This window comes from Streptomyces sp. NBC_01017 (assembly GCF_045162795.1).
Classification (GTDB): domain Bacteria; phylum Actinomycetota; class Actinomycetes; order Streptomycetales; family Streptomycetaceae; genus Streptomyces; species Streptomyces machairae.
On sequence record NZ_CP108683.1, the window covers coordinates 10569311 to 10595413 of the forward strand.

At 67.7% G+C, this 26103-nt stretch carries 18 protein-coding genes and 4 pseudogenes; 11 read left to right on the top strand and 11 right to left on the bottom strand.

All coding sequences use genetic code 11. From position 1 onward, the window contains the following. The first annotated feature begins 268 nt into the window (after positions 1-268). Together OG331_RS48435 and OG331_RS48440 are read left to right on the top strand one after the other, a co-directional pair. Positions 269-3139: a CDP-glycerol glycerophosphotransferase family protein gene (locus OG331_RS48435; protein WP_406191590.1), complete on the top strand. Its 2871-nt coding sequence runs from the start codon at positions 269-271 to the stop codon at positions 3137-3139. A 38-nt stretch (positions 3140-3177) separates the two neighbouring features. After that, on the top strand, positions 3178-4326 hold the full coding sequence (locus OG331_RS48440; RefSeq protein WP_406191588.1) for a glycosyltransferase: 1149 nt from the start codon (positions 3178-3180) through the stop codon (positions 4324-4326). A gap of 424 nt (positions 4327-4750) precedes the next feature. Here the strand turns inward: OG331_RS48440 and OG331_RS48445 are convergent, their stop codons facing one another. Continuing rightward, positions 4751-5311: a hypothetical protein gene (locus OG331_RS48445; protein ID WP_406191586.1), complete on the bottom strand. Its 561-nt coding sequence runs from the start codon at positions 5309-5311 to the stop codon at positions 4751-4753. A gap of 451 nt (positions 5312-5762) precedes the next feature. Between OG331_RS48445 and OG331_RS48450 the strand changes: the two genes are divergently transcribed. After that, a complete protein-coding gene (locus OG331_RS48450; protein WP_406191584.1) occupies positions 5763-6437 on the top strand; it encodes a GNAT family N-acetyltransferase in 675 nt (224 codons plus the stop codon). Between the two features lie 270 nt (positions 6438-6707). Continuing rightward, entirely contained in the window at positions 6708-7931 is a 1224-nt protein-coding gene (locus OG331_RS48455) for an AMP-binding protein (protein WP_406191582.1), read from the top strand. Between the two features lie 217 nt (positions 7932-8148). On the opposite strand, the gene OG331_RS48460 is transcribed toward OG331_RS48455, so the two are convergent. Continuing rightward, complete coding sequence (locus OG331_RS48460) at positions 8149-8802, bottom strand: class F sortase (protein WP_406191580.1); 654 nt, start codon at positions 8800-8802, stop codon at positions 8149-8151. Between the two features lie 789 nt (positions 8803-9591). On the opposite strand from OG331_RS48460, the gene OG331_RS48465 reads away from it, so the two are divergent. The 3 genes and pseudogenes from OG331_RS48465 to OG331_RS48475 all read left to right on the top strand — a co-directional run. Then, a complete protein-coding gene (locus OG331_RS48465; protein ID WP_406191578.1) occupies positions 9592-10806 on the top strand; it encodes a hypothetical protein in 1215 nt (404 codons plus the stop codon). A 285-nt stretch (positions 10807-11091) separates the two neighbouring features. Next, a complete protein-coding gene (locus OG331_RS48470) occupies positions 11092-11661 on the top strand; it encodes a response regulator transcription factor (protein WP_406191576.1) in 570 nt (189 codons plus the stop codon). Positions 11662-11787: 126 nt separating this feature from the next. Then, a pseudogene (locus OG331_RS48475) lies at positions 11788-12030 on the top strand (transposase); the annotation flags it as partial. Between the two features lie 502 nt (positions 12031-12532). Here the strand turns inward: OG331_RS48475 and OG331_RS48480 are convergent. Both OG331_RS48480 and OG331_RS48485 read right to left on the bottom strand, forming a co-directional pair. Beyond that, the gene (locus OG331_RS48480) at positions 12533-13144 is read right to left on the bottom strand and encodes an NUDIX hydrolase (protein WP_406191574.1); all 612 of its coding nucleotides are present in this window, start codon (positions 13142-13144) and stop codon (positions 12533-12535) included. 5 nt (positions 13145-13149) lie between these two features. Continuing rightward, a pseudogene (locus OG331_RS48485) lies at positions 13150-13781 on the bottom strand (adenosylhomocysteinase); the annotation flags it as partial. A 477-nt stretch (positions 13782-14258) separates the two neighbouring features. On the opposite strand from OG331_RS48485, the gene OG331_RS48490 reads away from it, so the two are divergent. Further along, the gene (locus OG331_RS48490; protein ID WP_406191572.1) at positions 14259-14429 is read left to right on the top strand and encodes a hypothetical protein; all 171 of its coding nucleotides are present in this window, start codon (positions 14259-14261) and stop codon (positions 14427-14429) included. Between the two features lie 26 nt (positions 14430-14455). Here OG331_RS48490 and OG331_RS48495 read toward each other — a convergent pair whose 3' ends face one another. Then, on the bottom strand, positions 14456-15841 hold the full coding sequence (locus OG331_RS48495; protein WP_406191570.1) for a hypothetical protein: 1386 nt from the start codon (positions 15839-15841) through the stop codon (positions 14456-14458). Between the two features lie 139 nt (positions 15842-15980). Between OG331_RS48495 and OG331_RS48500 the strand changes: the two genes are divergently transcribed. The 3 genes from OG331_RS48500 to OG331_RS48510 all read left to right on the top strand — a co-directional run bounded on the left by OG331_RS48500 (position 15981) and on the right by OG331_RS48510 (position 19735). Beyond that, positions 15981-16109, top strand: a complete 129-nt coding sequence (locus OG331_RS48500; RefSeq protein WP_328689944.1) for a hypothetical protein — start codon at positions 15981-15983, stop codon at positions 16107-16109. 538 nt (positions 16110-16647) lie between these two features. Beyond that, positions 16648-17778 carry an asparagine synthase-related protein gene (locus OG331_RS48505; RefSeq protein WP_406191568.1) on the top strand — a complete coding sequence of 377 codons (1131 nt, stop codon included), beginning with the start codon at positions 16648-16650 and terminating at the stop codon, positions 17776-17778. A gap of 67 nt (positions 17779-17845) precedes the next feature. Beyond that, positions 17846-19735, top strand: coding sequence for an ATP-binding cassette domain-containing protein (locus OG331_RS48510; protein ID WP_406209495.1), 1890 nt, complete (start codon positions 17846-17848; stop codon positions 19733-19735). 102 nt (positions 19736-19837) lie between these two features. On the opposite strand, the pseudogene OG331_RS48515 reads toward OG331_RS48510, so the two are convergent. The 6 genes and pseudogenes from OG331_RS48515 to OG331_RS48540 form a co-directional block, all read right to left on the bottom strand. Beyond that, positions 19838-20053 (bottom strand): annotated as a pseudogene (locus OG331_RS48515) (Tn3 family transposase); the annotation flags it as partial. Positions 20054-20214: 161 nt separating this feature from the next. Beyond that, positions 20215-20688 carry a hypothetical protein gene (locus OG331_RS48520; RefSeq protein ID WP_406191564.1) on the bottom strand — a complete coding sequence of 158 codons (474 nt, stop codon included), beginning with the start codon at positions 20686-20688 and terminating at the stop codon, positions 20215-20217. 455 nt (positions 20689-21143) lie between these two features. After that, positions 21144-21956: a DNA integrase/recombinase gene (locus OG331_RS48525; protein ID WP_406191562.1), complete on the bottom strand. Its 813-nt coding sequence runs from the start codon at positions 21954-21956 to the stop codon at positions 21144-21146. 56 nt (positions 21957-22012) lie between these two features. Next, positions 22013-22712, bottom strand: a pseudogene (locus OG331_RS48530) (Tn3 family transposase); the annotation flags it as partial. Between the two features lie 424 nt (positions 22713-23136). Continuing rightward, positions 23137-23856 carry a GNAT family N-acetyltransferase gene (locus OG331_RS48535; RefSeq protein WP_406191560.1) on the bottom strand — a complete coding sequence of 240 codons (720 nt, stop codon included), beginning with the start codon at positions 23854-23856 and terminating at the stop codon, positions 23137-23139. A gap of 607 nt (positions 23857-24463) precedes the next feature. Continuing rightward, positions 24464-25855: a hypothetical protein gene (locus OG331_RS48540; protein WP_406191558.1), complete on the bottom strand. Its 1392-nt coding sequence runs from the start codon at positions 25853-25855 to the stop codon at positions 24464-24466. Positions 25856-26103: the final 248 nt, after the last annotated feature.

Below are 26103 nucleotides of genomic sequence, written 5' to 3' on the forward strand. Positions count from 1 at the left end.
CACGCAGCGCAGACCGTCAAAACAGTCCGCACGGGCCGCTGCACAGCCATCACCCGGATGACGAAACCACGTGCGGGACCTGCGGAAACGCTAACCACCGGCCTGGGGGAAACTCCAGCAGGTTGGAGAGCGCTGAGCTCACTGGCGTTGTGCCGGTCCGGTTGTGGGCAACTCCTGCGTACGACATTCCCGACGTTGCCGCAGTCGATCGCCCCGACCATTGCAGCAAGTAATGTAAGCGGCACAGAACGTAGCAGATGGGAAGAATGTGAACTCTCCCGACATCTCCGTGGTCGTGACCGTCTACAACGACGCCAAGCGATTGCCCGCCGCTGTCGCCTCCGTCGTCGCGCAAACCTACCGAGGTGTGGAGGTCTTGATCGTCGACGACCACAGCACTGACGGCTCGTGGGAGACGGCACAATCCCTTGCTGCCGGCCGGCCTGACCGCATCCGCGCCTATCGCCTGCCGGAGAACAGCGGCGGCTGCGGCGCGCCGCGCAACCGGGGTCTCGAGGCAGCGCGCGGCCGATACGTGATGTTCCTCGACAGTGATGACACGCTGCACCGCGACGCCTGCCGCAACATGGTGGATGCTGCTGAGCAGAGCGACGCCGACATCGTCTCGGGCATGTGCGTACGGGTCCATGTCGACTCCAGAGACGGCAAACGTGTCGAGTGGCACCCGTGGCTGTACTCCCAGACCCGCACCCTCGAGTCCATCGCCGAGCTTCCTGGCCTTCTGGCGTTCGATACGTTGTCCACCAACAAGTGCTACCGCCGCGACTTCCTTCGTGAATGGGACCTGACCTTCCTGGCCGGCCTGCCCTACGAGGACTTGCTCTTCACCGCCCAGGCTTATGTCGCTGCGCGGCGCATCACCCTCATCCCCAACCATGTCTACTCCTGGAACGTGTACGACAAGACGACGACAAGGTCCATCTCAAGCCGGCGCCACGAGATCACGAACTTCGCGCACCGCATGGAGATCCACCGTCGGGTGGACGAACTGCTGGCCGAGTACGGCATGACGGACCTCCGCTTCCACAAAGACGTGAAGTTCCTCAAGCACGACCTCGTCCTCCACCTGCAGGATCTGCCGTTGCTGGATGCCGAAAACCGGCACAGAATCGCCGATCTGGCCCGCCCCTACCTCGCCGCCCTGCACCCCGACGCTTACGCCGAGGCGCAGCCCCTCCAGGCGATCTGCGCCTACCTGATGGCCCGTGGGGACATGCGAAACCTTCTGCCGGCGGCGGACTCGCTCACCAACCCGGGCAAACTCTCCTCGCCGCTGAACGAGCGGGACGGCCGCATCTACTGGTGCGCCGAACACCTCGACGATCCCGCAGGCCGCCGCATTCTCGACGTCACCGATTCCGGCTGGCCCGTCCGCCCCCTCCGGCAGCTCTTCCTCCGCAACGAACTCACCCACTACGAAGACGACGGACGGGGTGCTGTCTCGCTTGCCGGTAGCATCGTGAACCCGCTGGGTCGCATCAAAAGCGACTCGCGCATTCGAGCCCAGCTGGAGTTCCGCGCCCGGCGCCGATCGCCGAAGGCCTTCCGGTTCCCCCTCACCTCACTGCGCCGCACCGAGCAGTCCCTTGAATGGCAGGCGCAGGTGCACCTCGCCAAACAGCTGCGTCCCCTCGGCGTCATCGACACGGTCTGGGACGTACGACTCCTGCTCGACGTCGACGGCGTACCGCTGCGCACCCGGCTTTCGGCGACCAGCGCCCAGCTCAGCGACGCCTCGCCGCTGCATGTGCGGCCCCGGCTGACCCGGCTTGTCGCCGACCGCCTGGAACCGAGCGTCTCGCGCCGAGGCCACCTCTCCTTTGTCCTGACCGCGCACGGCCCTGCCGCTCGGCACTCGAGCGAGATGGTGCGCTTGGCCATCGCGGGCCCGGCCGGTTCCCTGATCAAGGACGCGGTACGCAAAGGCCGCCGGGCCAAGCAACGGCTCAACTCCGGCGACACGAAGATCCGCGTGTATCACAAGGTCTTGTGCCGCCTGCCGATCCGTAAGGGGCTTGTCGTCTTCGAAAGCAACCTCGGCAAGCACTACAGCGACAGCCCCCGTGCCCTGTACGAGGAGATGCGCCGTCAAGGCGTTGCCTTCCGGCCCGTATGGTCCCATGCGGAAAGCCGACCCGAAGGCTTCCCCGCTGATGCAACCTTGGTACGGCGCTGGAGCTGGCGGCACCTGCGGGCCCTCGCACAGGCAGACTTCTGGATCGACAACCAGGGCATGCCGCTCAAGCTCGCCAAACGGCCCGGCACCACCTACATCCAGACCTGGCACGGCTCGGCCCTGAAACGAATGGGATTCGACGAGCCGACCTACCGGGCCCGCAGCCAGGCGGCACGCGCTCACTACCAGCGGGCACTGAACCGATTCGACCACTTCCTCATCCGCTCCGAGCATGATGTCCGCACCCTTGCCAAGGCCTTCCATCTCCGCGACGAGACCCTCATCAAGAGCGGCTACCCCCGCAACGACGCGCTCGTGGCCGCACGCGAGGAGGAGCGCCGAACCGGCAGACGACACCGCGGGCCGCTGGCGCAGGCGTTGGGTATCCCAGACGACAAGGATGTACTGCTGTACGCACCCACGTTCCGGGCCACGTTCGGCGGCCAGGTGCGCGACTTCGCATTGCCCTTCGATGCGGAAGCGTTCGCCGAACGCTTCGGGGGCCGTTACACCTTGCTCGTGCGCGCCCACTACCTCAGCCGTGTCGTACTGCCGCCTTCCGTAGGCGACATCGTCATCGACGTCACCTCCCACCACGACGTCACCCAGCTGATGTTGCTCGCCGATACTCTGATCACTGACTACTCGTCAGTGATGTTTGACTACGCCCTCCTGGACCGGCCCATGGTCTTTTACGCGCACGACTGGGAGGAGTATGCGAGCGCTGAACGCGGCACCTACTTCGACCTGCGGTCCAAGGCGCCCGGACCGGTCACCTTCACCGAGGATGAGTTTTTCAACGCGATCGACGCATTGAAGGACGCGGGAGAAGCCGACGCCGACACCCGGGCCCGCTTCGTGGCCGAATTCGGCGAGTACGAGCACGGCGACGCTGCCCGCATCATCATCGGCTCCTTTTTCAACCGCGGAGGCTCTCAGTGACCACGGCCCCCACGACACTCCACAGCACCGCACCCTCGATGGCCGAACCACGGGACATCTTTCTTGTGAGCAACAGCGTCGACGAACTCGGCGGTGCGACCACCTGGACGCACCAGATGGCTCGGCTCTTCACCGAACGCGGTCACCATGTCCACGTCATCGGTATCACCATGGCCGAAGTGCCGCAAAACCTCGGAGGCCAACCCACCTACCCCATCACCACCCTGTACGACACGGCCCCACGCAAGAGAACGAAGCGGCACGGCACGCGCGGTCGACTCGACCCTGTCCACACATACCGGGTGCGGGCCCACGAGGCAGACATGCGCAAGCACGCCTCTCGGCTCACAAAACTCTTCGCCGACGCCCTTCCCGGCGGTGTCATCATCGTCACCCAGGTGTGGGCCATGGAATGGGTCGCCCTCGCCGACACACACGGGATGACGGTCATCGGCATGAGCCTTGAGTCCTACGCCTACTCCCGCGCCTCGACCCGCTACGGCCGAGTCAAACGCCACTTCGCCGACGTCGACCGGCTCTACCTCCTCACCAGAGAGGATGCCGACCGCTGGATCCGGGACGGCATGAACAACGCGTCCTTCATGCCAAACGCCTTGCTCTCCTTCCCCAGCGAGCCCTCCCCACGCACCCAACCGGTAGTCGTGTCGGCGGGGCGACTCACTGACCAGAAGGGCATTGACATGCTCCTGGACACCTGGGCGGCGACAGCGCCACATCACCCCAACTGGCGACTCAAGATTTACGGCGACGGAGAGGACAAGGCAGAGCTGAAAGCTCAGTGCACCATGCTGGGACTCGACGACAGCATCGAGTGGTGCGGCCGCACTCACGACATCTACAGCGCACTGCGCGGCGCTTCCGTCTTCGTGCGATCGTCGCGAGGCGAAGGATTCCCACTGGCGTTGACGGAAGCCATGGCCGCGGGCGTGCCCTGCGCCGCGTTCGATTGCGCCCCCGGAGTCCACGAAATCATCCGCCACGGCGAGGACGGGCTGCTCGCCCAGACCGGCAACACCCACGAACTGTCCCGATGCCTGGATGCATTGATGTCCAACGCCGAGCTGCGTAACCGACTGGGTGACGCCGCGCGCGACAATATCCGTCGGTACACCCCCGACGAGATCACCCGCCGGTGGGAAAAGGAATTCACCTTCCTTGAACGGTGATCCAGTGCCAGCGGCCGGTAGATATCTCCGTAGAGGTTCTGCTTAGCAATGTGCGGCCATCCGCCTATTGATCTTTAACCTCGATCTTGAGGGTTATTGAACCTTTCATCCTGCGTATTCGCAGGTGAGGAGGGTGTGGACTGCTGCGACCACTCTGCCGATGCGGTTGGTCGAGCATCGGGTACGTCGAGCATGGAAGGGTACGGAACCAACAGAGCATCCCCTTGGCGCCGGTGTCGAGTGAGATCAGCACCGCCAACGACAAGGGGCTCGGCCATGTCACCAACGACCCACCCGACCTGCCCTTTCACCCCTCAGTGACAGGTTGAAAGAGGCTCAAGTGGAGTCACCACGCCAACGACGAGGGGCTCTGCCACGTCACCACCACAGCCCATTTCACCCTGCAGCACAGGATGAAAGAGGTTCAGTCGGTATCCGACTCGGTTCCATCCGGCCATTCCGGATGAAAACCTGTTCCGTAGAGATCTGGATGACCGGCATCCGACGGATCCGGAGGAAGCTTCATGGCTGTCCACACGTCAAGAGCGATGGTTACTTCGTCGGTGCTGTCCTTTGTGTAACCCCTGTTTATTGCAATCTGCATGTGTTTCTGTGCCCAGTCCGGCGTGACCACCACCTTATCTGTCTCCGACAGATAAAAATTCCACTCGCGTGACTCGATGCACTTCGCAAAGCCTTCGGCGAGCCGGTTCCGGATTTGGCCGCCGACGATATCGAACTGTGCCAGGAACTCTTCAATGGTGAACGGCCCGAAGGTCTGCGGATTATTTCCACTGTTATCCAAGCACAGAACAGAAACCGTGAATTGACTCAGTAGTGCATTTGCTTCACCCAGGCGCTGATATCGGCTGGGAATGGTCTGCGTCGGCGCCGCCTCGGGTGTAGCGTACCAATTCTCGTTATTGTAGTCCTCGTTATCGGAGGAGCCGTACATGTCAACATACTCTTCTTCAGAGTTTTCCATCTCAAGGCCCTCCATTTAAGTGCTGGCTGCAACGCCGAGGTTAACGCTTGAGTCTTTGGTCAGCACTTCCTTTTGGGGGAGACGAAGGGGCAAACATCGCTTCCGTCTCCTGTACGGCATGCCACCGGGGCTTGTCCCGCGACGGATCCCTCCCCGCCCACACGTGGCCCCATAACCATTTCCTTAGGGGCTTCCCCTGGGGCAGCAGGTCCCGGGGGAGGGGCACAGTCGAAGGCGTGCGGCTGTCGGCCGCTGCCCCTGCCGCACGACCCTGTGAGAGATATGAATGGCCCAGCACCGCACTGCCATGCCCGCCCTCCCGGCCATTCGCCCCGGCGACAGCGCTGACCTTCCTGCACTGCGGGAGTTGATCAACCGTGCGCGGCTGCCCGGGGAACCTGCTCTGACAGCTGCATCGGCACAGCACCTGGCTGCCCCAGGACACTTTGAGATGTGCGCCGGCGTGGACCCGTCCGGCGCTGTCGTCGGGGCCGTGGCGCTGTCGCAGCGGGCCTTCGACGGCAGCGGGCTGATCCACTGGCTGCACGCCCAGGACGACGACCCCGGCGTCATATCGGCCCTGCTCTCCCACGCCTGCCAGACACTGGGCCCGCGGCGCCTGTATGCCTTCAGCGAGCCCGCGATCTGCGCCCTGGCGCTGGTGCCGGGACTGCCCGTCGGGCACCACCACCGGCTCGCAGACCTGCTCATGGGCGCCCGCTTCGTGCCGTACGCCCGCCAGCGCTATCTCCTTTTGGACGACCTCCTCCTCCCTGGGCGACCCGCCCGCCTGCCCGATGAGCCGCCCACCGACGTCACCCGGGTGCGCAGCCCGCACGGCTGGCGGCTGCGCATACGGCATGGTGCAGGCACGGCAGCCTCCGCCGTCGTCCTTGCCTGCCCGGATGACACAGCCCTGCTGTGGCAGCTCAGTGTCAGCCCGGGCCACCGCCGCCGCGGCATGGGAAGCCGCCTGCTGCGCGAATGCGTCGACCTGGCGATTACCCGCGATGCGCGCCGTGTAGCGGTGTACATCGACCACGACAATGCCGCGATGGACAGCTTCCTGCAGGCCCATGGCTTCTGCCATGTCGATACCCTGGTCGCCTACGAGCGCAGGCCGTAAAGACCGCTGCCCGAGGTCTGCTTGGGCCTCCTTGGCGACGGGCTGCAGAGCCGGCGCATCCGTGCCGTGGCTGAGGAGTTGACAGAGGACTTCGCGCGGTGGGCGCAGCTGGGCAGGCCAACTCATCACTCGTCGGCGCCTGATGGTCCACCTCTTCGGGCACCACGCTCGGTCACTTCACGCGCCAGTCTTTCCTCATCGGTGTACCGAGGTGCACCGCAGAGCGGCCGGGCCGCCCGGCTCTCATTTCTGACCGCAGGGAGGTGTGTGGTGCAGTACGTCGTCCCCGATCTCCTGTTGCAGGCAGCTCGCAAGAACCCGTGGGCTCTGGCTGTCGTCGAGGACGACCAGGCCCTCACCTACAGCGAACTCGCCGTGCTCGCCCGCAGATGTGCCGGCTTCCTGGCCGGACGAGCCCGCCCGGGCGATCGGGTGGCGCTCGTCCTGCCACCGGAGACCCGCAGCCTGGCCCTGTTCTTCGGCGCCCACATGGCTGGTCTGATCCCGGTCCTCATCCACGAACAGCTTCCCGCGCCCCGGGTCGGAGGCATCATCGAGCACGCCCAAGCCGTCCTCGCGGTCACCTCCCGCCACCGCCGCGCGCTCGTGCGCCGCTACTCTGCCGGCGGCAGATCCATAGTCACCGCGGATGCGGCTGCGGGACCGCCGCTGAGGGCAGTGCAGCGCGTCATCGGCCACGACCTGGCAGCACTTGTCTACCCCTCCGGCACCGAAGACCCCCTCAAGGGCGTCATGCTCAGCCATGACAACCTCCTGGCCGGCGCGTTCACGCTGTGTGACTGCCTGCGCCTGACGGGACGCGACCGCGTCCTGACATTGCCTGCGTGGAGCAGCCACTACGGTCTGAACCAGGTGCTCGCCACCTTCGCCGCCGGCGCCGCCGTCGTCATCCCCCGCTTCACTTCCGCCTCAAGCCTGTGCCATCTCCTCAAAACCGCCGAGGTCACCGGACTTGCCCTGCTGCCCTCCTTCTGGCCGGCCCTGACCGGCAGCCGCTCCCCGTTCCTGCGCGAGGCCTATCCCCGTCTGCGCTACCTCACCCACTCCGGGAAAGGTCTGCCGCCGGCCGCGCTCAAGGCGATGAGATCCGCCCATCCCAAGGTGGAGGTCTTCGCCCTGTACGGTCACCCCGAGACACTGCACACAACATGCCTGCAGCATCCTCTGATCGACACCAAGCCCCGCTCCATCGGCCGGCCCGTCCCCAACAGCGACGTCCTGGTCGTGGACGAGAACGGACGGCCCTGCCCGCCGGGCACCCGCGGCCAGTTCGTACACCGCGGGCCGACCATCGCCCAGGGATACTGGCGTGACCCGGAAGCCACCGCCGCTGTCTTCCGCCACCATCCCGCCGACACCGCACAAGGCGCGGCCGAGTTGGTCGTGTATTCGGGTGAGTACGGCTACGCCGACGCCGACGGCGATCTCCACCACACGGTCTGCCGCGTGGACCAGCCCGCAGCGACAGGCTGAACACCGCCCGCTGCCTGCGGCCGGAAAGGCGCAGGTGCGGCCAGACGCCTCCAAGCCGCCTTGCGGCGACGCGAGCTGCCCGGGGGTGCTGCGGGGCCGTCGAGCCGGCGGTGCATCGCTGCTGCCGGATCCGGCCTCGGTCCTGCTGTCCGACGCTCGCCCCGGGCGGGCCGGACAGGGCAGCGCAGAGGGGCGACGTTAAGGCCCCGGCCTCGCCTCAGCCGGATGCGAGGCTGGCGAAGACGATGAGGTTTTCCTTGTACTGGCCGGTTCGTGAATTGAGGCTGCCGGCACAGGTAATGACCCGCAGCTGCGGCGTGGCCGTGTTCGCATAGACTTGATCCGTTGGAAATTTATTCCTCGGATATTTCTTGACGCGGTCCACGGTGAACCGTGCCGTACTTTTATCCTTGCGCGTGACCAGAATGGAATCGCCCTTGTCGACGGCTTCCAGCCGGGAGAAGACCCCTTTGCCGTACCGCCCGACAGTGACATGGCCGAGAAGCACAGAGGGGCCCGTTTCGCCGGGAGTGGGCGAATTCTTGTACCAGCCGACCGGGTCGTTCTTCTGGATCGGAGGCACAGCGACCGTGCGGTCCTTGTTGAGGCCCAGCGAGATGATGCGGCTGCTGATCTTCGCATCGGGGATCTCGACGCGCAGGGGCACCGACGCCTTCATCGCTGATGCCTGAACAGACTGCCCCGGAACCGGAGCATCGGTGGTCCCGGGCGAAGACAGATCGGCACAGCCCGCCGTAGCAGCGCTCAGAGCAACAACCATCATGGCTGCCGCCGTGCGTGTTCCCAGCCATGCGGCAGACAGCCGCTGCCGGCCATGGCGGGTCGGCTGAGGGGAAGAGGCAAGGGTCATGTGCAGTCCTGAGGCCAGATGGCGGGCTGAGCGCCACGAGGAGCCGACGAAAAGGGGCAGGTGCCGGCGGCGACCGCGCAAAACAGTTGCCGCCGGCAGCCCGCCCGGGGCCGTCCAGCGCCCGACCTGGGAGGGGACCGGACAGGCGTGGACGGCCCCCGGGGAGGGGGGTATCAGCCACGCTAGGAGGAGCGTCGGCCCGCGTGCAGGAGCGGGGATGCCGCAGGAAGGGCCGTGAGCGCTGCCCGAAAGGGCCGAGGTGTCGGCACCCGCGGAGCAAATAACAACCTGCGGCCGAAAGAGGAACCCGCCGCCTGGCAGACATATCCCCGCCAAAAGCGGTCCGGCCGGCGCCCACACAGCCCACCGGCTTCACGGGTAACGCGGCCACGTTCCCGCCGCACCCGTCATACCCTTTCCGCCGGCTCCTGCCGCCCCGTCGTTCCGGGAAGCCGCCCGCCCCCCTCTCCGTACCCTGACAGTTGCCCGAAAAGCGTTTACACCACTTCTCGCTATTCCCAGCATGGAGAGGGACAGTTCCTTTCTGCCCAGGCCCTGTACTTGCGCTTTGCGGAAGAAGGAGGGCGGCATCGTGGGTGCGGGAAAACGTCTCGACCAAGAGGAGTGGCCAGTGGGATCCGCTGTCTGGCGCCGGTCCCGCGCACACGGGCGATCGAAGCGTCAACGCCCTGGTCCGCTGTCCGGCACAAGCCCCGACACCACGCCCTCCCTGCCATGAGAGGGCGCCGCATGCCCTGCGCACTCCAGTGCCCGAACCCACTGAGCCTGATGGGCGCGCTCCTTGCGGCGATCGCCGTCCTGCTGGTGGCGGCACCTGCACTCGGGGCGGTTCCGTCCGCAGCCGGCCTGCCGAGCAACCGGTCCGCCGCCGGCACGACGGGCGGTGCCGCCTCGACCTCTGTGCCGCTCCCGGTATCAGCCAACAGCTCACCGCCGCCCGCGCCGTCGCCGGGCTCGGCCACCCCCCAGTCCACCCCTCCGGCGCGCAAGCCCACCCCGCCGCCGGCGGCTGTCCCCACCTCTGCGGAGCCGTCGGCGGCCGCCCCTCCACCCTCCATGTCGTCCCCACCTCCGCAACCGGCTCCCGAGGGCGGGCCCGTGCCCCAGGCGCCCGCGCCTGCCTCGTATCCGGTCACACCCCTGGGCCTGATCAGCCGTGCCGAAGTCATCCAGCGCGCCGCGCAATGGGTCATCGAGGGCGTCCCCTACAGCCAGACCTCGTGGTGGACGAACACACTGGGCACCTACCGGCAGGACTGCTCGGGCTATGTGTCCATGGCCTGGCGCCTGGACCAGAGGGCCAACTACTGGACCGGCAACCTGGGCACCGTCGCCCACCCCATCCCAGCCACCGACCTGCAACCCGGAGACATCCTTCTCTCCTCCCCCCACACGGTGATCTTCGCAGGCTGGGACGAGGTCTCCCACCAGCGCTTCAGCCTCTACGAGCAGCCTCGTCCCGGACAGACGGCGCGCTACACACGCAACGCCGCCTACGCCCACTACGCCTCCCGCGGATTCGTGCCCTACCGCTACGACTTCATCTATGACCAGCTCGGGCCGGGCCCCGTGCTGCCGGCCGCCTGGCTGTCCTCGGCCGTTGCAGGCCTGCCCCTGCCGGCACCTCCCGCCTACCTGCCGCAGCACACGACCAGCGCCGCCCTGCCCGCCCCACTGCTGGGCTGGACGGACGGGGCCCTCAGCCCCACAGGATGGACAGCCGGCCCCGCCCCGGCCACTCCGCCCGGGCAGCTGCCGCCGACCCCCCGCCCTCAGCCACTGCCTGCCTCCCCGCTCACGGCAGCCCAAACGTTGCTCTACCTGTCGGCGGTCCTGCGCACTCTGGGGCGGGGGATTGTGCATGCTGCGCCGCCACAACCGCCCGCCGGTATCGCACCGACCGCGCCGTACCGTCCAGGACCGCGTGGATGCCCGGCAGGACATCGCACCCGCGCACGACACCACCGCATCCCATGTCCCTAGGAAGGACCACTAGGGCAGCCCCCTGGGGTGCCGGTGGGCACACGTCGCGCAGGCTATGCACATCGCGGACTACCGGAACTTTCTCCGGCACACCACTGCGGCTCAGCGAACCGTTCAGGTATCCATCGGGTCCCCGCCGGAGAAGGACAGCCCAGAACACCTGGCGCCATCCCGACCATCCAACGGCAGGGCTCCGCACTACCCGCCTCCGGGGAGGTCGACCGATCCATGCCCACGCGCATCCCAGTCTACGTACACGCTGAGGACCCCATATCCGAAGCAGGCTTGGAAGCCACACTCAAGAGCCGCCCTGAAGTGCTCCTGGTCGACGAGGAACACATCGATGACAACGCGGTCGTCATCGAGGCGGCCGAGGGCCTGGACGAGGCCACCATGCGCACCCTGCGCAGCCTGAGCCGCAAAGGCTGCCGGCGCATCGTCCTGGTCATCGGCACACTCGACGAGAGCGGTCTGATGTCCGTGATCGAGATCGGAGTATGTGCCGTCGTCCGCCGCTCGGAGGCCACCGCACCGCGCCTGGCACAACTCATCGTGAGCGCCGCCGCGGGAGAAGGAGTCCTGCCACCCGACCTGCTAGGACGTCTGCTGCTGCAGGTCGGACGCCTGCAACGCCAGGTTCTGACCCCCATGGACCTTCACCTGAACGGCCTGTCCGACCGCGAGACGCGCATCCTGCGCCTCGTCGCAGACGGCTACGACACGCGAGAGATCGCCGCCCAGCTGTGCTACTCCGAACGCACCGTCAAGAACGTCCTGCACGACATCACCAGCCGATTCCAACTCAAGAACCGCTCGCAAGCAGTGGCCTACGCACTGCGCGAGGGCCTCATCTGACAAGGCGTTCACGCACTGAGCCCTTTCAGCTCGGCCACTGACGGGCGATGGGAGGGAGTGTCTAATCATCGGCGGATCCGGTGATCAAGGAGACGCTTCCCTGATGAGCGAGACCAATTGGTCGCGATGCCGGTCGGCCGAGCCCGCAGTGATGGGCCGCAGCTGACCGGGGAGGGCGGGCTGCAGCAGCCGACCAAGCGGGTCCCGGAGTCCGCCCCGGAGGGCGAGATCACCGGCCACGTCGGCTGCGACAAGCCCGACGCGACGGGCAGCGGCAACAGCCGCAACGGCACCCGGACGAAGACCGTGCTCACCGACGTCGGCCCAGTCGGGGTGAAGGTGCCGCGGGATGCGGCCGGCACGTTCGACAGCACTGGGTGATCGACCTCGACATCCAGAAGTCCTTCGACAACGTCTGGAACCTTTCTTCGCGCTCAGGCTGTCTCATGAGACAGAAGCAAGGCGCTGTCTGCCGAGGGTTGTGTGCCCATCCAGGACTTGGCGCTGACAACTTTCGAGACCGGCTTGTGAGTCACCCGCATCTGGCAGGGTCACGTCGGCAGTGATCGCAAAGCGTTCTGATCCAGGTGCCATGTGGATCCCCGTGGAAGCGGGTGCATCCCAGGACGCCAGCCGGGCCCGACGACGGACAGACGGTCGGGAATCTGCTGCTCGAAGGCCGTGGTGCGGGACGAAGGTGCGCTCATGGGATCAGGGTCCCCCGCACCACTGACAATCCGGCTTTTGGATGGACGACGACGGCCGACACCTCTGAATGCGGCTGTCGGCCGTCGATGCGGTCGCGGATCGCAGTGTGATGGCTGAAGTTCTGTCCCTTCAGCCCCTGAGTCCCTGCAGACCTGTCGGTCTGTCACCAATCTGCGGTTGGCCAGGGTTCGGTGAGTGGGAGCTGGCCGTTCATCACGGCGTCGCTGTCGGCGTCTAGGAGGGCTGTGGCAATGCGGTCGCGGAGCTTCGGGTCGGTGATCTCGTCGATGGTGCGCCAGGCGGCGTCGGAGACTCCTTCGGTCTGCAGTTCGCCGATGTCGGCGGTGGTGCGGAAGAGGAATCGGAAGTCGAAGTGCTGGTGGGCGGGCTCGTCCTTGGCCGGGTTGGCGTCGATGGGGTGGACATCGACGTGCAGCGGGACCTCGCCGAGTGGGGTGACGACGTGGGGCGGGATGCCAGTCTCCTCGGTGAGTTCGCGACCGGCGGCCTGCAGGAGCGTCTCGTCGGAGGGCTCCAGGTGGCCTCCTGGCAGCAACCACAGCTTTGTGACGTTGTGGTGGATGTGCAGGATGCGGCCGTCGGGGCCGACGAGGATCGCCCCGGCGGTGGCGTGTCCGGGGGACGTTTTGCGGCTGGTGAGGTCGTCGCTGTCGTCGAGGAGGCCGCGGATGACGTCGATCTCGCGTTTGTCCTCGGGGTGCTGGTCGAGGTAGGCGGTGAGGGTGGTGCGGATGTGGTTGGCCGTGACGGGCATGTTGATCACCTGTTGAAGTAGGAGAGCCAGGTCGCCGCGATGGCTTCACGGTCGGGTGCGGGGACCTCATGGATGCCGGGGGCGAGGTCTTCGCGGGTGAGCATCCTGATCGCGGCGAGGATCTCGGCCTGGATCAGGAAGATGAACGGCCCAGCGCTGGCGCCGTGGATGAAGTTGACGGCGTTGCCGTCGTTCGCCAGATAGAAGCAGTGGCCGGTAGTCCGGTAGCGGGTGACGTGGTCGCCGACGATCGTGCGGGTGTAGACGTCGGGGAGTTCGGCGAGGTCGAGTTCGTCCTCGCTGGAGGTGACGGTGGCGACGTAGGCGCCGTTGCGCAGGTGGGAGAAGTCCTCGCCGCGCAGGGAATCGCGCCGGTCGCGCAGAGCACCAGGCTGGCGCCGGTCAGGGCGGTCTCGCGGTCGCGGGCGACGGTGAAGCCCTGGGACAGGGCCTGAGTGCGGCGGACGGGGTCGATGTCGAAGACGGTGACCTGCACTCCTTTGGCCTGCAGGAGCCGGGCGATGGAGGAGCCGAGCTTGCCGAAGCCGATCACGAGGGCGGGCCGTCCGTGGAGGATGTCGCCGCGGCCGCGCATGACGGCCTCGGTCGAGAAGACCACGGACTGTCCGACGAGGAAGGCGATGCTCCGTGAGGGGGTCGGTAGCCAGCACGTCGGCCCGCCATCGGCCGTCGGGCCTGCGTACTTCGAGTTCGGCGTGCGCGCCAGCGTCGCGTGCGGCGTTCGCCAGTTCCAGCTTGAGCAGGTGGTGGGCGACGGACTCCAGGGCGAGTGCGCAAGTGGGGGTGCCCGGGGCGTGGGCGAAGAACCGTAACCCCGCGCGGGAGGTCTTCGCGTACATCGCGTGTTCCGCACTCGTCGCACGTCAGCGGCGCGGACGGGCGCACCTTCCACACCGCATCCCAGACGCGTCCGCAGCCGAGATCGGGCAGATGCGCGAAGACGGTCCCCCACTGCGCGTGTACAGCCCTGAACGCCATCGGCCCCCTGCTTCATCAGCGAGGAGCCCAGTGTGGCGCGGGCCACTGACATCGCATCAGGCTGCATGAAGGCGGACCGGCCATCCGCGCCCGACGGGCGTCGTACGGTGGTGCGATGTTTGCCAGCTACTACCGGACCAAGGGCGGTGCCCCGATGCTCGGAGTGCCCGCCGGGGAGCCGGGCCCCTTCGGTACGTACGAGGAAGAGGACCCGGCGTCGGCGGAGGTAGACCGGAGCGGGCCCGTCACGGATTTGTCCTCCCGCCCCGGAGATCAGTCCGGCTGACGCTACAGCGCGGCACCGCGCGGCGGTCAGTTGGGGCGGGAGGCGAGGAAGAGGCGGGCGCGCTCGTCGAGCTCGGCGGCGCACGGCACGCCGCGCGAGCGGTACGGGCGCAGGTCCCCGCGCAGCGAGCGGACCGCTTTGAGGGTGCGGGTGGACTTCACCCCGGCCATGGCGTCGATGGCCCGGTCCCAGGTGGCGCACGCCTGCTCGATGCCGCCCTGCTTGGCCTGCTGCTCGGCCTGGGCGACGAGGTCGAGCGCGATGATCCGTGCGTACGTTGCCCCGGGCCGGCTCGCGGCGGCGGTCGCGTAGCTCCGTGCAGAGTTGCCGCGGTCGCCGAGCGTCTCGAACACCTTCGCCGTACGGGAGTGGACGGTGGCTGCGGGCGGCCCCCAGACCAGCGCCCAGAACGGCACCTCGTCCCCGGTCGCCGCTCCGGCCGCGAGCGCGGCGTGGGCGCGGTCGACGTCGGCAAGCGCGGCCTGACGCTGGCCGGTCTTGGCGAGCGCGTGCGCGTGGGTGACGGCGAACAGCGCCTCGACCTGCGAGTCCACCCGTCCCTTGGCCCTGGCCCAGCCGGTCTCGGCCAGGGCCAGGCAGTGCTCGGGCCGGTGCAGCTTCATGCCCTGCTGCGACATGGTTCGCATCACGAACCCGTCCTGACCTGGGATTCCGGACTCCCGGGCGAGCCCCAGCGACTGCATGTAGTACCGCTGGGCGAGGCCCTGCTCACCGCTGTCGTACGCCTTCCACCCACAGAGGTGGGCCGCGGCGGAGGCGACGGACAGCGCCTCGGCGCGGGCTTCCTCGCTGCTGAAGCGGGCCCGGCAGAGGTCGCGGACGTCGGTGATCAGGTATTGCACGAACGCCGAGCGGCCGTGCTGGCCGCCGTGGCGCTCATCCATGTCCATGAAGAGCTTCACCATGTCGCGCACGGCCGTGACGTCGGCGTGCCCGGCGAGCGCGCCGCCGCTGACGGTGCGGGTGCGGGCGGCGGCTTCCTGGACAGACTCCAGCGGGAGGACGGAGGCAGCCATGGAGAAGGCGGAGGCGGCAAGGAAACGGCGTCGGTTCACGTCTGCGCTCCCGATGGCGGTCAGCGTCTCGATGGGGTCGAAGTCCAGCGTCAGCCCGATGCTTTCATCCTCGCCGCCGATGGGGGAACCGAGTCCGAGGTCTTCGCGGGTGATCCGGCGGCCCAGGCGCCGGGAGAGCGCCTCGGCCAGGTATCCGGGGGTCGCCCCCTCCGGCACGGCGCCGAGTGTCCAGTGGTGGACGGCCGACTTGTTGGTCCCCAGCCGCTGGCCGCTCTCCGACGCGACGGCCTTCACGGCGCGCGCGACGCCGTCGTACGGCAGGCCGGATTCGTCGATCAGCTTCTTGAGCTGGTGGTTCGCCGTGCGCTGGGTCATGGGGTCCCCGCCCTCGTATACCCGATATACGGCTCCGCGTGCTCCGTACGCTACCCGCCAACTCCCTTGCCCAGTTCACTGATTGACGAAGCCCGATGACGTTCCGTCAACGGGATGGGTCGAGTGGAAGGGGACCGTGATGAAGGACCAGACGCGTCCGTGGGAGTCCGTGTTCGCCGGGCCGGAGATCACCGCCGTACCCAGTGACACCGCGCGCTTTGAGGAGAAGCCGCAGGAGAGCTCGGACCAGGGTCGGTTCGAGGACTGATCCACCGGCACCACGAGCACCACCGGGGCCCGCGCTCGGCCGAGAGCCGCGCGGGCCCCGTCGCTTGCCCACCGGAGGAACGAAGGGAGTCAGGGGATGCTGACATGCACGGTCGATCTGCGGACGGCCTCGGGGCCGTGGCAGTGGTGTGAGCAGGGCGAAGGCTGCTGGGTACGGGGAGAGGACCGCATCCGCCCGCTGGCCAATCTGGCGCTGGAGGCGCGGGCGGTCACCGACGGCACCACCACGCTGATGGTGGTACGCGAGCGGGCTGCCGGCCGTGCCTCCCTGCTGCGGTCCATGGCGCCGGTGCGGGTCGACGCCGCGGTGTACGCCCGCGCCATAGAGGAGTGCCGCCAGTGGCCGCTCCAGTCCGTATGGGTCGAGGCGGGCCCGGACGGGCTGCGGCTGGAGACCGGGCTTGGCGGGGTGTGCCCGCTCTACCTCGCGTACGAGAACGGGCGGCTGGCCGGGTCGTGGCAGCTGATGGACCTGTCCGCCCACCAGGCCCCGGGACGGCTGGGAGGTGATGCGGCTGGTGACCGGGCATCCCCGCTACGGGCACGACACGTTGTTCACCAGCATCAAGCGGCTGTCCGAACGCTCGTCGGCGTACGCGGACGCCGAGGGCCTGCGCTTGGTCTACCCGGCCGCGGCCGAGCACGCCCAGTCCTCCGCACTCGTCGAGGGCACCGACGGCCCGGCTCTGGTGGGAGCGTTCGAGGCGCTCGTCGACCACATCTACGCCCGCCGCCCCCTCACCGCGGCACAGACCGCGGCGCAGCTGTCGGGCGGGAAGGACTCCACCAACCTCGCCGTCTCCCTCGCGCTCGCGCACCCGGGCCTGATCACGCCGTGCGCGCTGCTGATCGGCGGCGAGGCGGGGCCGCAGCAGATCGCGCGGCGCCGCATGGTCATCGACCACACCGGCTTCGCCCCGGACATCACGGTGCCCGCGACCGACCACCCGCCGCTCGCCCCGGGCGGGCTGCGCCGGGCCTGCCCCGAGGCGATCAGTCCGCTGGACGAGCCGCACCTGGAGGCCGCCGACGCGCTCGCCCAGGCGTTGATGGCGCGCGGCATCACCACGGTGGTGGCCGGGTTCGGCGGCGACGAAGTCGCCCGCGTCCGCCGCCCCGACGGCGGCCCCGTCCGTACGCCGGAGGCGCCGGCCTGGTGCGGCGAACGGGTCCGCGACCTGCTCGGCGAGGTGAACACCGGGATCTCCCCAGCCACCGTGGCGCCGGAGACCGCGCTGGTCGCCCTGGAGGTCGCCACCCCGCTCCTTGCGCGCCGGGGCCTGTGGACCCTCGCCCCGTTCACCGACCCCGACCTGGTCCGCTTCGGCCAGCGCCTCCCACTGGAGTGGAAGCGCGACAAGAAGCTGCTGACCGAACGCTTCGCCGCCCGTGGCCTCCCCGACGCCGTCGTGCACCCGGTGATGCGGGAGAACTTCGGTCACCTGATGAACCGGGCCGTGCACGAGTACAGCAGCGGCCTGCTCCGCGGCTGGGGCAAGGACCTGCACCTGGTCGAGCAGGGATTCCTTGATGCGGCCGTGCTCTCGGAGACCGTCGAGCGGGCGGCCCTCGGCCCCGATGAGGCGGCGCCGTACCGCACCGGGCTGTTCCTGATCACAGCCGTCGAGCTGGCTCTGCGGGCCCTGTAGACGCAGCGTCCACCACGCAGGCGAGTTCGGCTCAAAAGGCTCCGGCCGTCCCGGCGGACGCACCAGGATGGGGCGGGTGACACAGTCCTCGCCCGCCCCGAAATCCTCCGGCTCCCCGCAGCAGGTCGGCTACCAGAGCGACCCGCACTTCGAGGACATCGCGAACGCCTCCTGGTGGCGGATGGCCGCCCGGCTGCCCCGTACGCTCGCCGCCGCGGCCCGCCTCGGCTGGGCCGCCGACAGAGCGGCGATGCTCTGGCTCGGTCTGTGCCAGCTGGTCGTCGCAGTCTCCTCGGCCGTCGCGCTCGGAGCGCTGCCCGGCGCGATGAACCACCTCTTCGCCGGCGGCCAGGTCGCCGACCGGGTGAGCGCGGCCACCCCCGCGCTGATCGTGGTCGCCGTGGCAACCGGCGTACGGGCCGGGGCCGACGCGCTCGCCGTGTACGCCTCTGCCCGCCTGTCGCCGGAGGTCGCGACCGAGGCGGACCTCCAGATCCTGGCTGCTGCCCCGGAGGTGGAGCTGGAGGCGTACGACCGGCCCGGCTTCACCGACCGGCTCCAGGCCGCTGGAAAGGGCGCCGAGGCGACGGAGAACCTGATCGGCGACGCTCAGGCCCTGGTCTCCGCGCTCGCCCAGCTCGTCGCCGCGGCCTCGGTTCTGACGGTCCTGCACCCTCTGCTTCTGCCTCTTCTGGTGCTGGCCGTGGTGCCCAAGGGCGCGGCGGCGATCACCACCGCGAGGATTCAGCACCGGGCGGACTACCAGAACATCTCGGACAACCACCTGCGCTACCTGCTGCGGTACTACTCCACCGACCGTCGCACCGCCGCCGAGGTCCGCGCCACCACCATGGCCGGCTTCCTTCAGTCCTGGTACCGCCAGATCACCGACCGGATCAAGGCCACCCACCGTGCGGCAGCACCGAGGGTCCTGCGGGTCACGCTGCTCGGCTCGGCCGTCAGCGGGCTGATGCTCGGCACGACTTGGGTCACGCTCGGCTGGCTGGCGGCCACTGGTCGGATGGACCTGGCCATCGCGGCGACTGCCTTCATCGCGGTGCGCACCTCCACCGGCGCCTTGACCTCGCTGGTCATGGCCGCCGCCCGACTGTTCCGTACGTCGCTGTATCTGGACGACTGGCAGGTGTTTCTGCGCCGGGCGAAGGCCCTGCGCGCCGTACGTGGCACCGAGGTGATCCCGGCCGGGGCGCCTGCCGTGATCGAGGCGAAGGACGTCACGTACGCCTATCCCGGCGCCGACGCCCCGGCGGTCGACGGCGTCTCTCTGACCCTGCGGCGGGGCGAGTTGATCGCGCTGGTCGGGGAGAACGGCAGCGGCAAGACCACGCTGTCCGCCCTGCTGACCGGGTTGCGCGTGGCGAACGGCGGCGGCACGGTGACCTGGGACGGCACCGACCTCGCCGGGGCCGACCCGCACAGCGTGTGGTCCCGCGTCGGCCTGGTGCCGCAGGACTACACCCGCTGGCCGATGGACCTGCGCGCCAACATCCACCTCGGCCAGCCCCGCACCGCCGACGACGCCCTGCTGCTGGACGCGGCGAAGGCGGCTGGCGCGGACAGCGTCATCGCCAAGGTCCCGTACGGGCTCGACACCCTGGTCGCCAGCTCGAACTGGGGCGGCACCGACCTGTCCGGCGGGCAGTGGCAGCGCATCGCGGTCGCGCGAGCGTTCTACAGGGATGCCGCGATGCTGATGCTGGACGAGCCGACGTCCGCGATGGACCCGCGCGCCGAGCACCTGGTGATCCGCCGGTTCAAGGAGCTCGCCGTGGGCAAGGCCGCCGTGTTCGTCACGCACAACCTGGAGAACGCCCGGATCGCGGACCGCATCATCGTCCTCGATCAGGGGCGCGTCGCGGAGTCCGACACGTTCGAGGCGCTCCTGGACGCGGGCGGAATCTTTGCTGAGCTGTACAAACTCTCCCAAGACCGGTGAGCAATCCGGCTAGGGTGATTCAACCGTCGGCCCCGGTGCTGCCCTCCCCCCGTGGGACAGCACCGGGGCCGATCCGGCTTCCGGAGGCGTCCACTCGTCCCCACTGCCGTCGTCGTCCTCGTCGAGCTCGAGGGCGTCCGGGTCACGCAGCGGGCGCAGGCCCTCGCGCGGGGTGGAGGGGGTGAAGCTGTAGCGGCCCAGGACATTGAGGTTCTTGAACTTCAGCGGGGACAGGCGGGTGACATCCTCATCGCTGATCTCGTGGCCCTCAGCACGCAGCTGGGCGACCGCGGCGTCAATGTACTTCGTCGTCAAGAGGGTATCTGGGGCAAAGGGGGTGAACGGCTGGTATTCGCGCAGCTAGAGCACTTGCGGACGCATCTGCAAGTGACTGTCCCTGATCGCGACTTTGAAGGTGACAAACGCTCAGGGAGCCTCGCTGGCACACTCTTCGCATGGATGCTGGAACGGCAGCGGTTCTAGGAGCTGGGGTGGGAGTGATGGGGACAACCCTGGCTGCAACTATTGCTGGGATAGCGGGGCAGCGGCAGGTTCGAGCTGAGCATCGTCACTGGCGTCGTCAGCTCCGCCGTGATGCCTATGCCGCCTTCACGGGCAAGGCCGACGAGGTTCATGAGGCCCTGCGGGGTATCGAGGCTGAGCTGGCCAGGCCAGGTCATGATCTCGATGGACTGCGTCACCTTCTCGAAGAGACCCGCAGATTGCTTCGAGCGGACCTGGCGGATACCCAGACCGCAGTCGAGCTTGAAGGTCCGGAGGAATTGGCCCGGATGGCTGGCGAGTTGCGACAGTCGCTGTCGGCTTGTGTGGCAGCGATTCAGGCGAGAATCCTTGGACGGGAGAGCGGCGATGCGATTGACGCGAACCAGTCGAATCGCATCAGGAGTTACCTCGGCCATGCGTCGAATAAACGGCAGCAGTTTGTGAGCCATGCCCGCAGGGCCATCGATGTGTGAGGGCGTCAGGAGTAGGGGCTCTCAGGGCGGGTGGTGTGTCGGGGGCCGAGGCTGCGTCGCAGTTCGAGGTTCTCGCTCTGGGCGGCTTCGAGGGCCTGCCGCAGGGCTTGGACCTCGTCGCGGTGGCGCCGCTGTGCGGGTGCGCTGGTCCATAGCGGCTTTGCGGCGGGCGCGGTTCTTGCTGTGGTCGGTGTCGCTGTCGCGGACCGGACAGGGAGCGACCCACGGGCCCCACCGGGCCGGTTCTTCGGCAGCCCAGCGGGCGAGATCCTGGTAGAACGCCCGGACCCAGCTGAAGATGGTGTACGCCGACACGCGGCCGGACGGGGACGCCGTGACGGTCACGGACCATGCCGACGCGCTCCTTCCAGGCGGTGACGGTGTCGGCGTCCAGCCGCAAAGAGTCGATGCCGGGGTGGTGTTTCTCCAGGTCACGCCAGAACAGTCCGGCCAACGAGCGGGCCATGTCCTCGAGCGTGGTGTAGTCGACGTCCACCGCGCGCTCGGTGAGGTAGTCGACCAGGAGGTCGCGTATCGGGGTGCAGGCGATGCCCAGCCGGTCGACCAGGGCCGCCGGTGCTAACTGTCCGGGCAGCATCACGGTCTTCAGCCGGGCGGGGGCCTCGGGGCCCGAAGACGCCGAGTCCTGCCAGGAGTTGATAGAAGAGGTGCTTGCCGTGGTAGCCGTTGGTCTGGTGCTCGCCGATGGCGTGCTGCAGTTCGACGCAGTCGCCGATGGTGACGTCGCGGATGGTGCCGTCTTTGCAGGTCACGATCCAGGTGACGCGGTTGAGCGCGTTGTTGCAGTCGTTGGCCCCCGCGTGGCCGGTGGCCGTGAACTGGTCCTTGAGCGCCGCGAAGCCGTCGGGATCGGTGACGCTGCGGATGTGCGCCAGCAGTTGGGAAGGGCGCTGCCGCAGCAGCCACCGGTAGGCGGGGCGTGCGACTTGTCCGCCCAGCAGCGGGATCATGCCGCAGCACAGATCGGCTCGGTCGTACTTGCGTGCTCGCTGGTGCTCGGCGAGCCACTGCATCGGCACCCGCGGCCATTCCCGGCCGGCTTCCTCGGCTCCGCTGGCCGTCCAGCGTTCCTGCCAGGTGCGGCCGGGCTGGTCCTCCAGCCAGTCGAGCAGCTTGATCAGACCGCGGCGGCGTGTGCGCTGGTTGGTGTCCGTGTCCGCTGTGAACGGCAGCGCGAGCGTGCGCTCCAGTGCCTTCTCGCGCGGCTCCTCCGTCTGCCACAACGGCTCGGACGGCCGCCCTTGCCCCTCAACGAGAGGCAAGGTGTCCATGTAACTAAATACGAGGTGTTGTCGGTGGCGACCATCTCCGGCTTCACCCCGCCGTCGAGGTTCAGCAGGGCGTCCAGGATGTGCAGGGAGTCGCGGGGAGTGCCCGGGACCACCATCTGCCCGATCCCGAAGACCTGGTCGTTTACGGCGTTCAGCCAGGTGATGCCGCGCTTGAAGCCGAAGTGCTTCGGATTCGGGGCGGTGCTGATGGACTTCACCGGGACGACGAAGCGCAGGCCGTCGACGGAGGCGAGCAGCCCGTTGCCCCAGTGCGCCACGATCGGCACCTTCGCCTGGGCCTCGATCAGGGCGGCGTTGGCCGTGGCGATGGTGTCGGCGCGCAGGTAGTACTGGTCGACGTGGACCAGCCGGGAGCGGGTCAGCGCCTCGTGGCCGGGGTTGACCACCGGGGTCATACCGATGTTGCACGCCTCGCTCACCAGCAGGCGACGACCGAGGTGGTGAGGTCCTTCATGCGGGTCTTGCCGTCGCCCAGGTGTACGAAGGCGTCCAGGAACCCGGTCCAGGAGTGCACCCCGAACAGCAGGTCCGGAAGGTCGATCTTCGGGAGCATCTTCTCCACCCGGCGCCGCAGCAGGCCAGCGACTTGGGTACCCCGAGCGCTCCGAGCCCGTCCACGTTGAGCTTGGCCCGCCCGTTGGGCTGCACCTCGATGCTGACCTTCGCATCCGCGCCAGCCCCTTCGAGGGCAGCGTACCTCCCACGCGGCGTTGCGCGGAGGCGGGTTGAGGCTCTGACGGGCGGAGAACACCCGACTGAAGAGGAGCGCGACCTCCGCGAGCAGCTGTTGGACCTGTACAGCTCGCAGAACCCGAGATGAAGATGAGGATCCGAGCCCGGACGGCCCGAAGACAGCACCGGTTCACCCGGGGCCGTCTCCGGGCCGTGCAAGAGTGCTCAACGACGATCAGCGCTGACAACCAGCAGCAGCCACGTCGCAGTTCGCAGCGTTGACCGCAAGTCGCAGTCAGTCGCGGGTCAGCTGCCCTCAAGCCCCTCCTGCGGCGCATCAACGCCTACCTGGTGCGCTGGATCCGCAGAAAGTTACAACCGGGCTGGCAGGGTTCAAGAAAGCAAGGCAGAGACAGGGGGAAACGGTCTTCCCAGGACATCATCCCCGGGTATGTCCCAGCGGCAGTTGGGCAGCCATCACCGTGTACTGGCCCAGCTGGATCGGCAGCCCCGCATATCCCTGGGAGAGGTAGAACAGCTCGGCCTGCTGGGAGGACGCCTTGCGGGTGAGCATCGTCCAGCGCGCTTTGGTGTGGCGGTGTACTTGCCTGAGCAGCGCGGAGCCGACGCCGAGCCGCCACATGGACGGCATGACGTGGAGTTCCAGCACGACGAACGGAGTGCCAAGCAAAGCGAAGCTGCAGCTGTGGACGGCCGGTGCGATCGTGGCAGCCCAGGGCCACTGCAGCGTGAAGGGGGCTCCATAGCAGAAGCCGACGAGCCGGCCTTCGGAGAAGGCGCCCACGGCACACGTATGCGCTTCGCCCGCCCGGGTGGCGATCACACGACGACGTCGGCCGCGTTCCTCGTCCGTGAAGCCGTTGGCTCGGCCCTGTATCTCGGTTGCCTCGTCCACGAAGGCGCGCAGGTCGAGCTCGCGGTAGACCAGCGCGGCAGGAGCATGCCCCGACGCAGCGGATTTCGGCGGCGTGCCTGCGCCGCGGCAGCCCGCCGAGGCGGCCGGCGGCACATCAACGGCAAAAGACCGATGCGCGGTGATGCCGGCCGGTACGACAGGATGGGCTGCGGTCGGCGCAGGAACGACGCCCGGCCCTGCTGACCGGGCGTCCACAACGAGAGGCAGCTTGCCTGGCGGCATCGTGAACTCCTAGGCGCGCTGTCGCGTCGGGGCGGCAGACGCCGATGTCCCCGGACGCCGCGGACGGATACAGTGCTTCACTGTCCCGCCGTGGGGGGTATGTCCGAAGAGACCGACGTGCAGACTTTGGGGAAGCCGCGGGCCCGCCGGGAGACAACACACACGGGCCGCTCCCTGAGTGCCTGTCCGGCCCACGTTCGAAGACATCCTGCGCAGGCGGCTGCGCACGCACTCCTGGGAGCCACGCACCCGGGGCCCGGCCCGGGTCAGGAGGGCGGCAGGCTGGCCGGTGGCCACTGCTCATACCCCCGCAACGCGCGTTCCGCGTAGGCCGCCGCATACTCGTCTATGAATCTGTCCAGATATTGCTGGGAAGCGTCCGATCGGCACAGCAGAGCGTACTCGGGGGACGAAAACGCCCGCAGTATCCCAGTGCGATAGGCGGCGGCGTATGCATTGTGGTTGGGAGGGGCGCCGACAGCATTTTCGGGTACTGCGCAGGACAACTCGTGAGGATCGTCTGTCGGCGGATCGTCCGGATGGAAATCGTCCGCGCTTCCTCCGTTCGTCTGGGGCAAAGGGCACCTCGCGTTCTGCGTTTCTGAAGTCACTGGAGCTGACCGGAAAAGTACGCTGCAGGCGTACACGCCCGGGATTCATTGTGGCAGTCGACAGCGAGCACAACCGGCTGGCCCGCAGGAATCTTGATGGGCTGAGTGAAGTTCTGGTCTTGGGTTCGGAAATTCTCCAGTCCGAAGGGCATGAGCATAACGTTTCCACGGCGCACTTCCAGGTTTCCGGTGTCGCCGTTCGGATTGGACAGGACGAAGTCGTAGATGAGCAGCGTTTTCCCCTTGGGAGCCGTATAACTGAAGGTCTTGAATGTTCCTCCGTTCCCGGCCGGAACGAAGGTGCGCAGGGTGAAATCGACGGGACTGGGAGCGGCCGGGGTGGGCTGGCCGCTGCTACCGCCGTCGCCTCCCGAACCGCCGCCTCCCGGGGTGCTGCCCGAACCGGCGCCGCCACCTGTGGAGGCGCCGTCCCCGCCCGTCGTCCCTCCGCCTTGCTGCTGACCATTGGGCGCGCCTGAGGACCCGCTGCTGGGGGCGGCAGGCGAGGAGGGCACGGGTGTGGCTCCGGTGGCGTTCAAAGCTGCCTGCGCATTCTGGCTCGCATTGGCTGCTTGCTGACTGGCCTGCGCCACGCCTTGCGACAGCTCGCTCGCCTGGGCCGCTGCTGCCTGCCGTGCCTCCGACTTCAGGACAGGGCGCAGGACGGTCAGCCAGAGAACCGCAAAAAGGATCGCGAGGGCGACCAGGGCGACCAAAGCAGTGGGAAGCCACTTGGGAAAGATCTGCTCCTGCACCATGACCGCATCGGCGGTCACGGTATCGAAACCCTTCCCGGTGACCGACGCCTGGAACGGATGGGTCTTCGGCGGCCCCTTCAGGAACCGCTTCTTTGGAATGGCCTTGACCGGAATGAGCGTCGCTGTTCCAGGCTCGGTCACCACCCACCGTTGTTTTATGGAGAAGTCCAGCTGCTGCTCCGGGTCGAGGAGCGTGATGTCGACCCGGGTGGGTATGTTTCCCTCGTTGTCGATGGCGAGCCGATGGCGGCCTTTACGTGAGCCGCGTGAACCCTTGGGGGTGAACTCCGCAGATATTTTGGTGAAACTGTCGACGGTGACAGTTCCTTCCTCGACGACAGAACTCTCGGGGTCCTCACGCGAGGTGACTCGCACAGCGAAGGGCTTTTCGCCGGCTAGTACCGCCGACGTTTCCGGGGGCTTGAACTTGATCTGTGCCGTTACTTCCGAGTCGGGAAGCAGATTGACAACCTTGGGTTCGATATCCGCCCAGTCTGCAAAGTCGCCGATCAGTTCGATGCTGAAATGATCGACGACAAACCCTACGTTGCGGATCTCAACAGAACACACGGCCTCCCCGCCAGGGGACACCTGCACCTCGGCAGAGGTCATTGAAAGGAGCACTGTCATGCCCAGCATGCTCCGGTGGCGGAACGACCAAAACATCAGCGAAGAAGGTGGAAACAAGGGCAGTTCTTCCTGCCCCGAATACCTGCGATGGCTGCCTGTCAGGCGGGATGCCGGCGCCCGCCGGTGACAGCGGACTCGGCTTGGGTCCTGCACGGGCGCAAGGCCCGGGGCGACTCCGCCGCTGCCCCTTCAGTGCGCCCGATGCGCCCTTCCATGCCGGCAAGGCGGCGGTGCGAGACGGGTTTCGA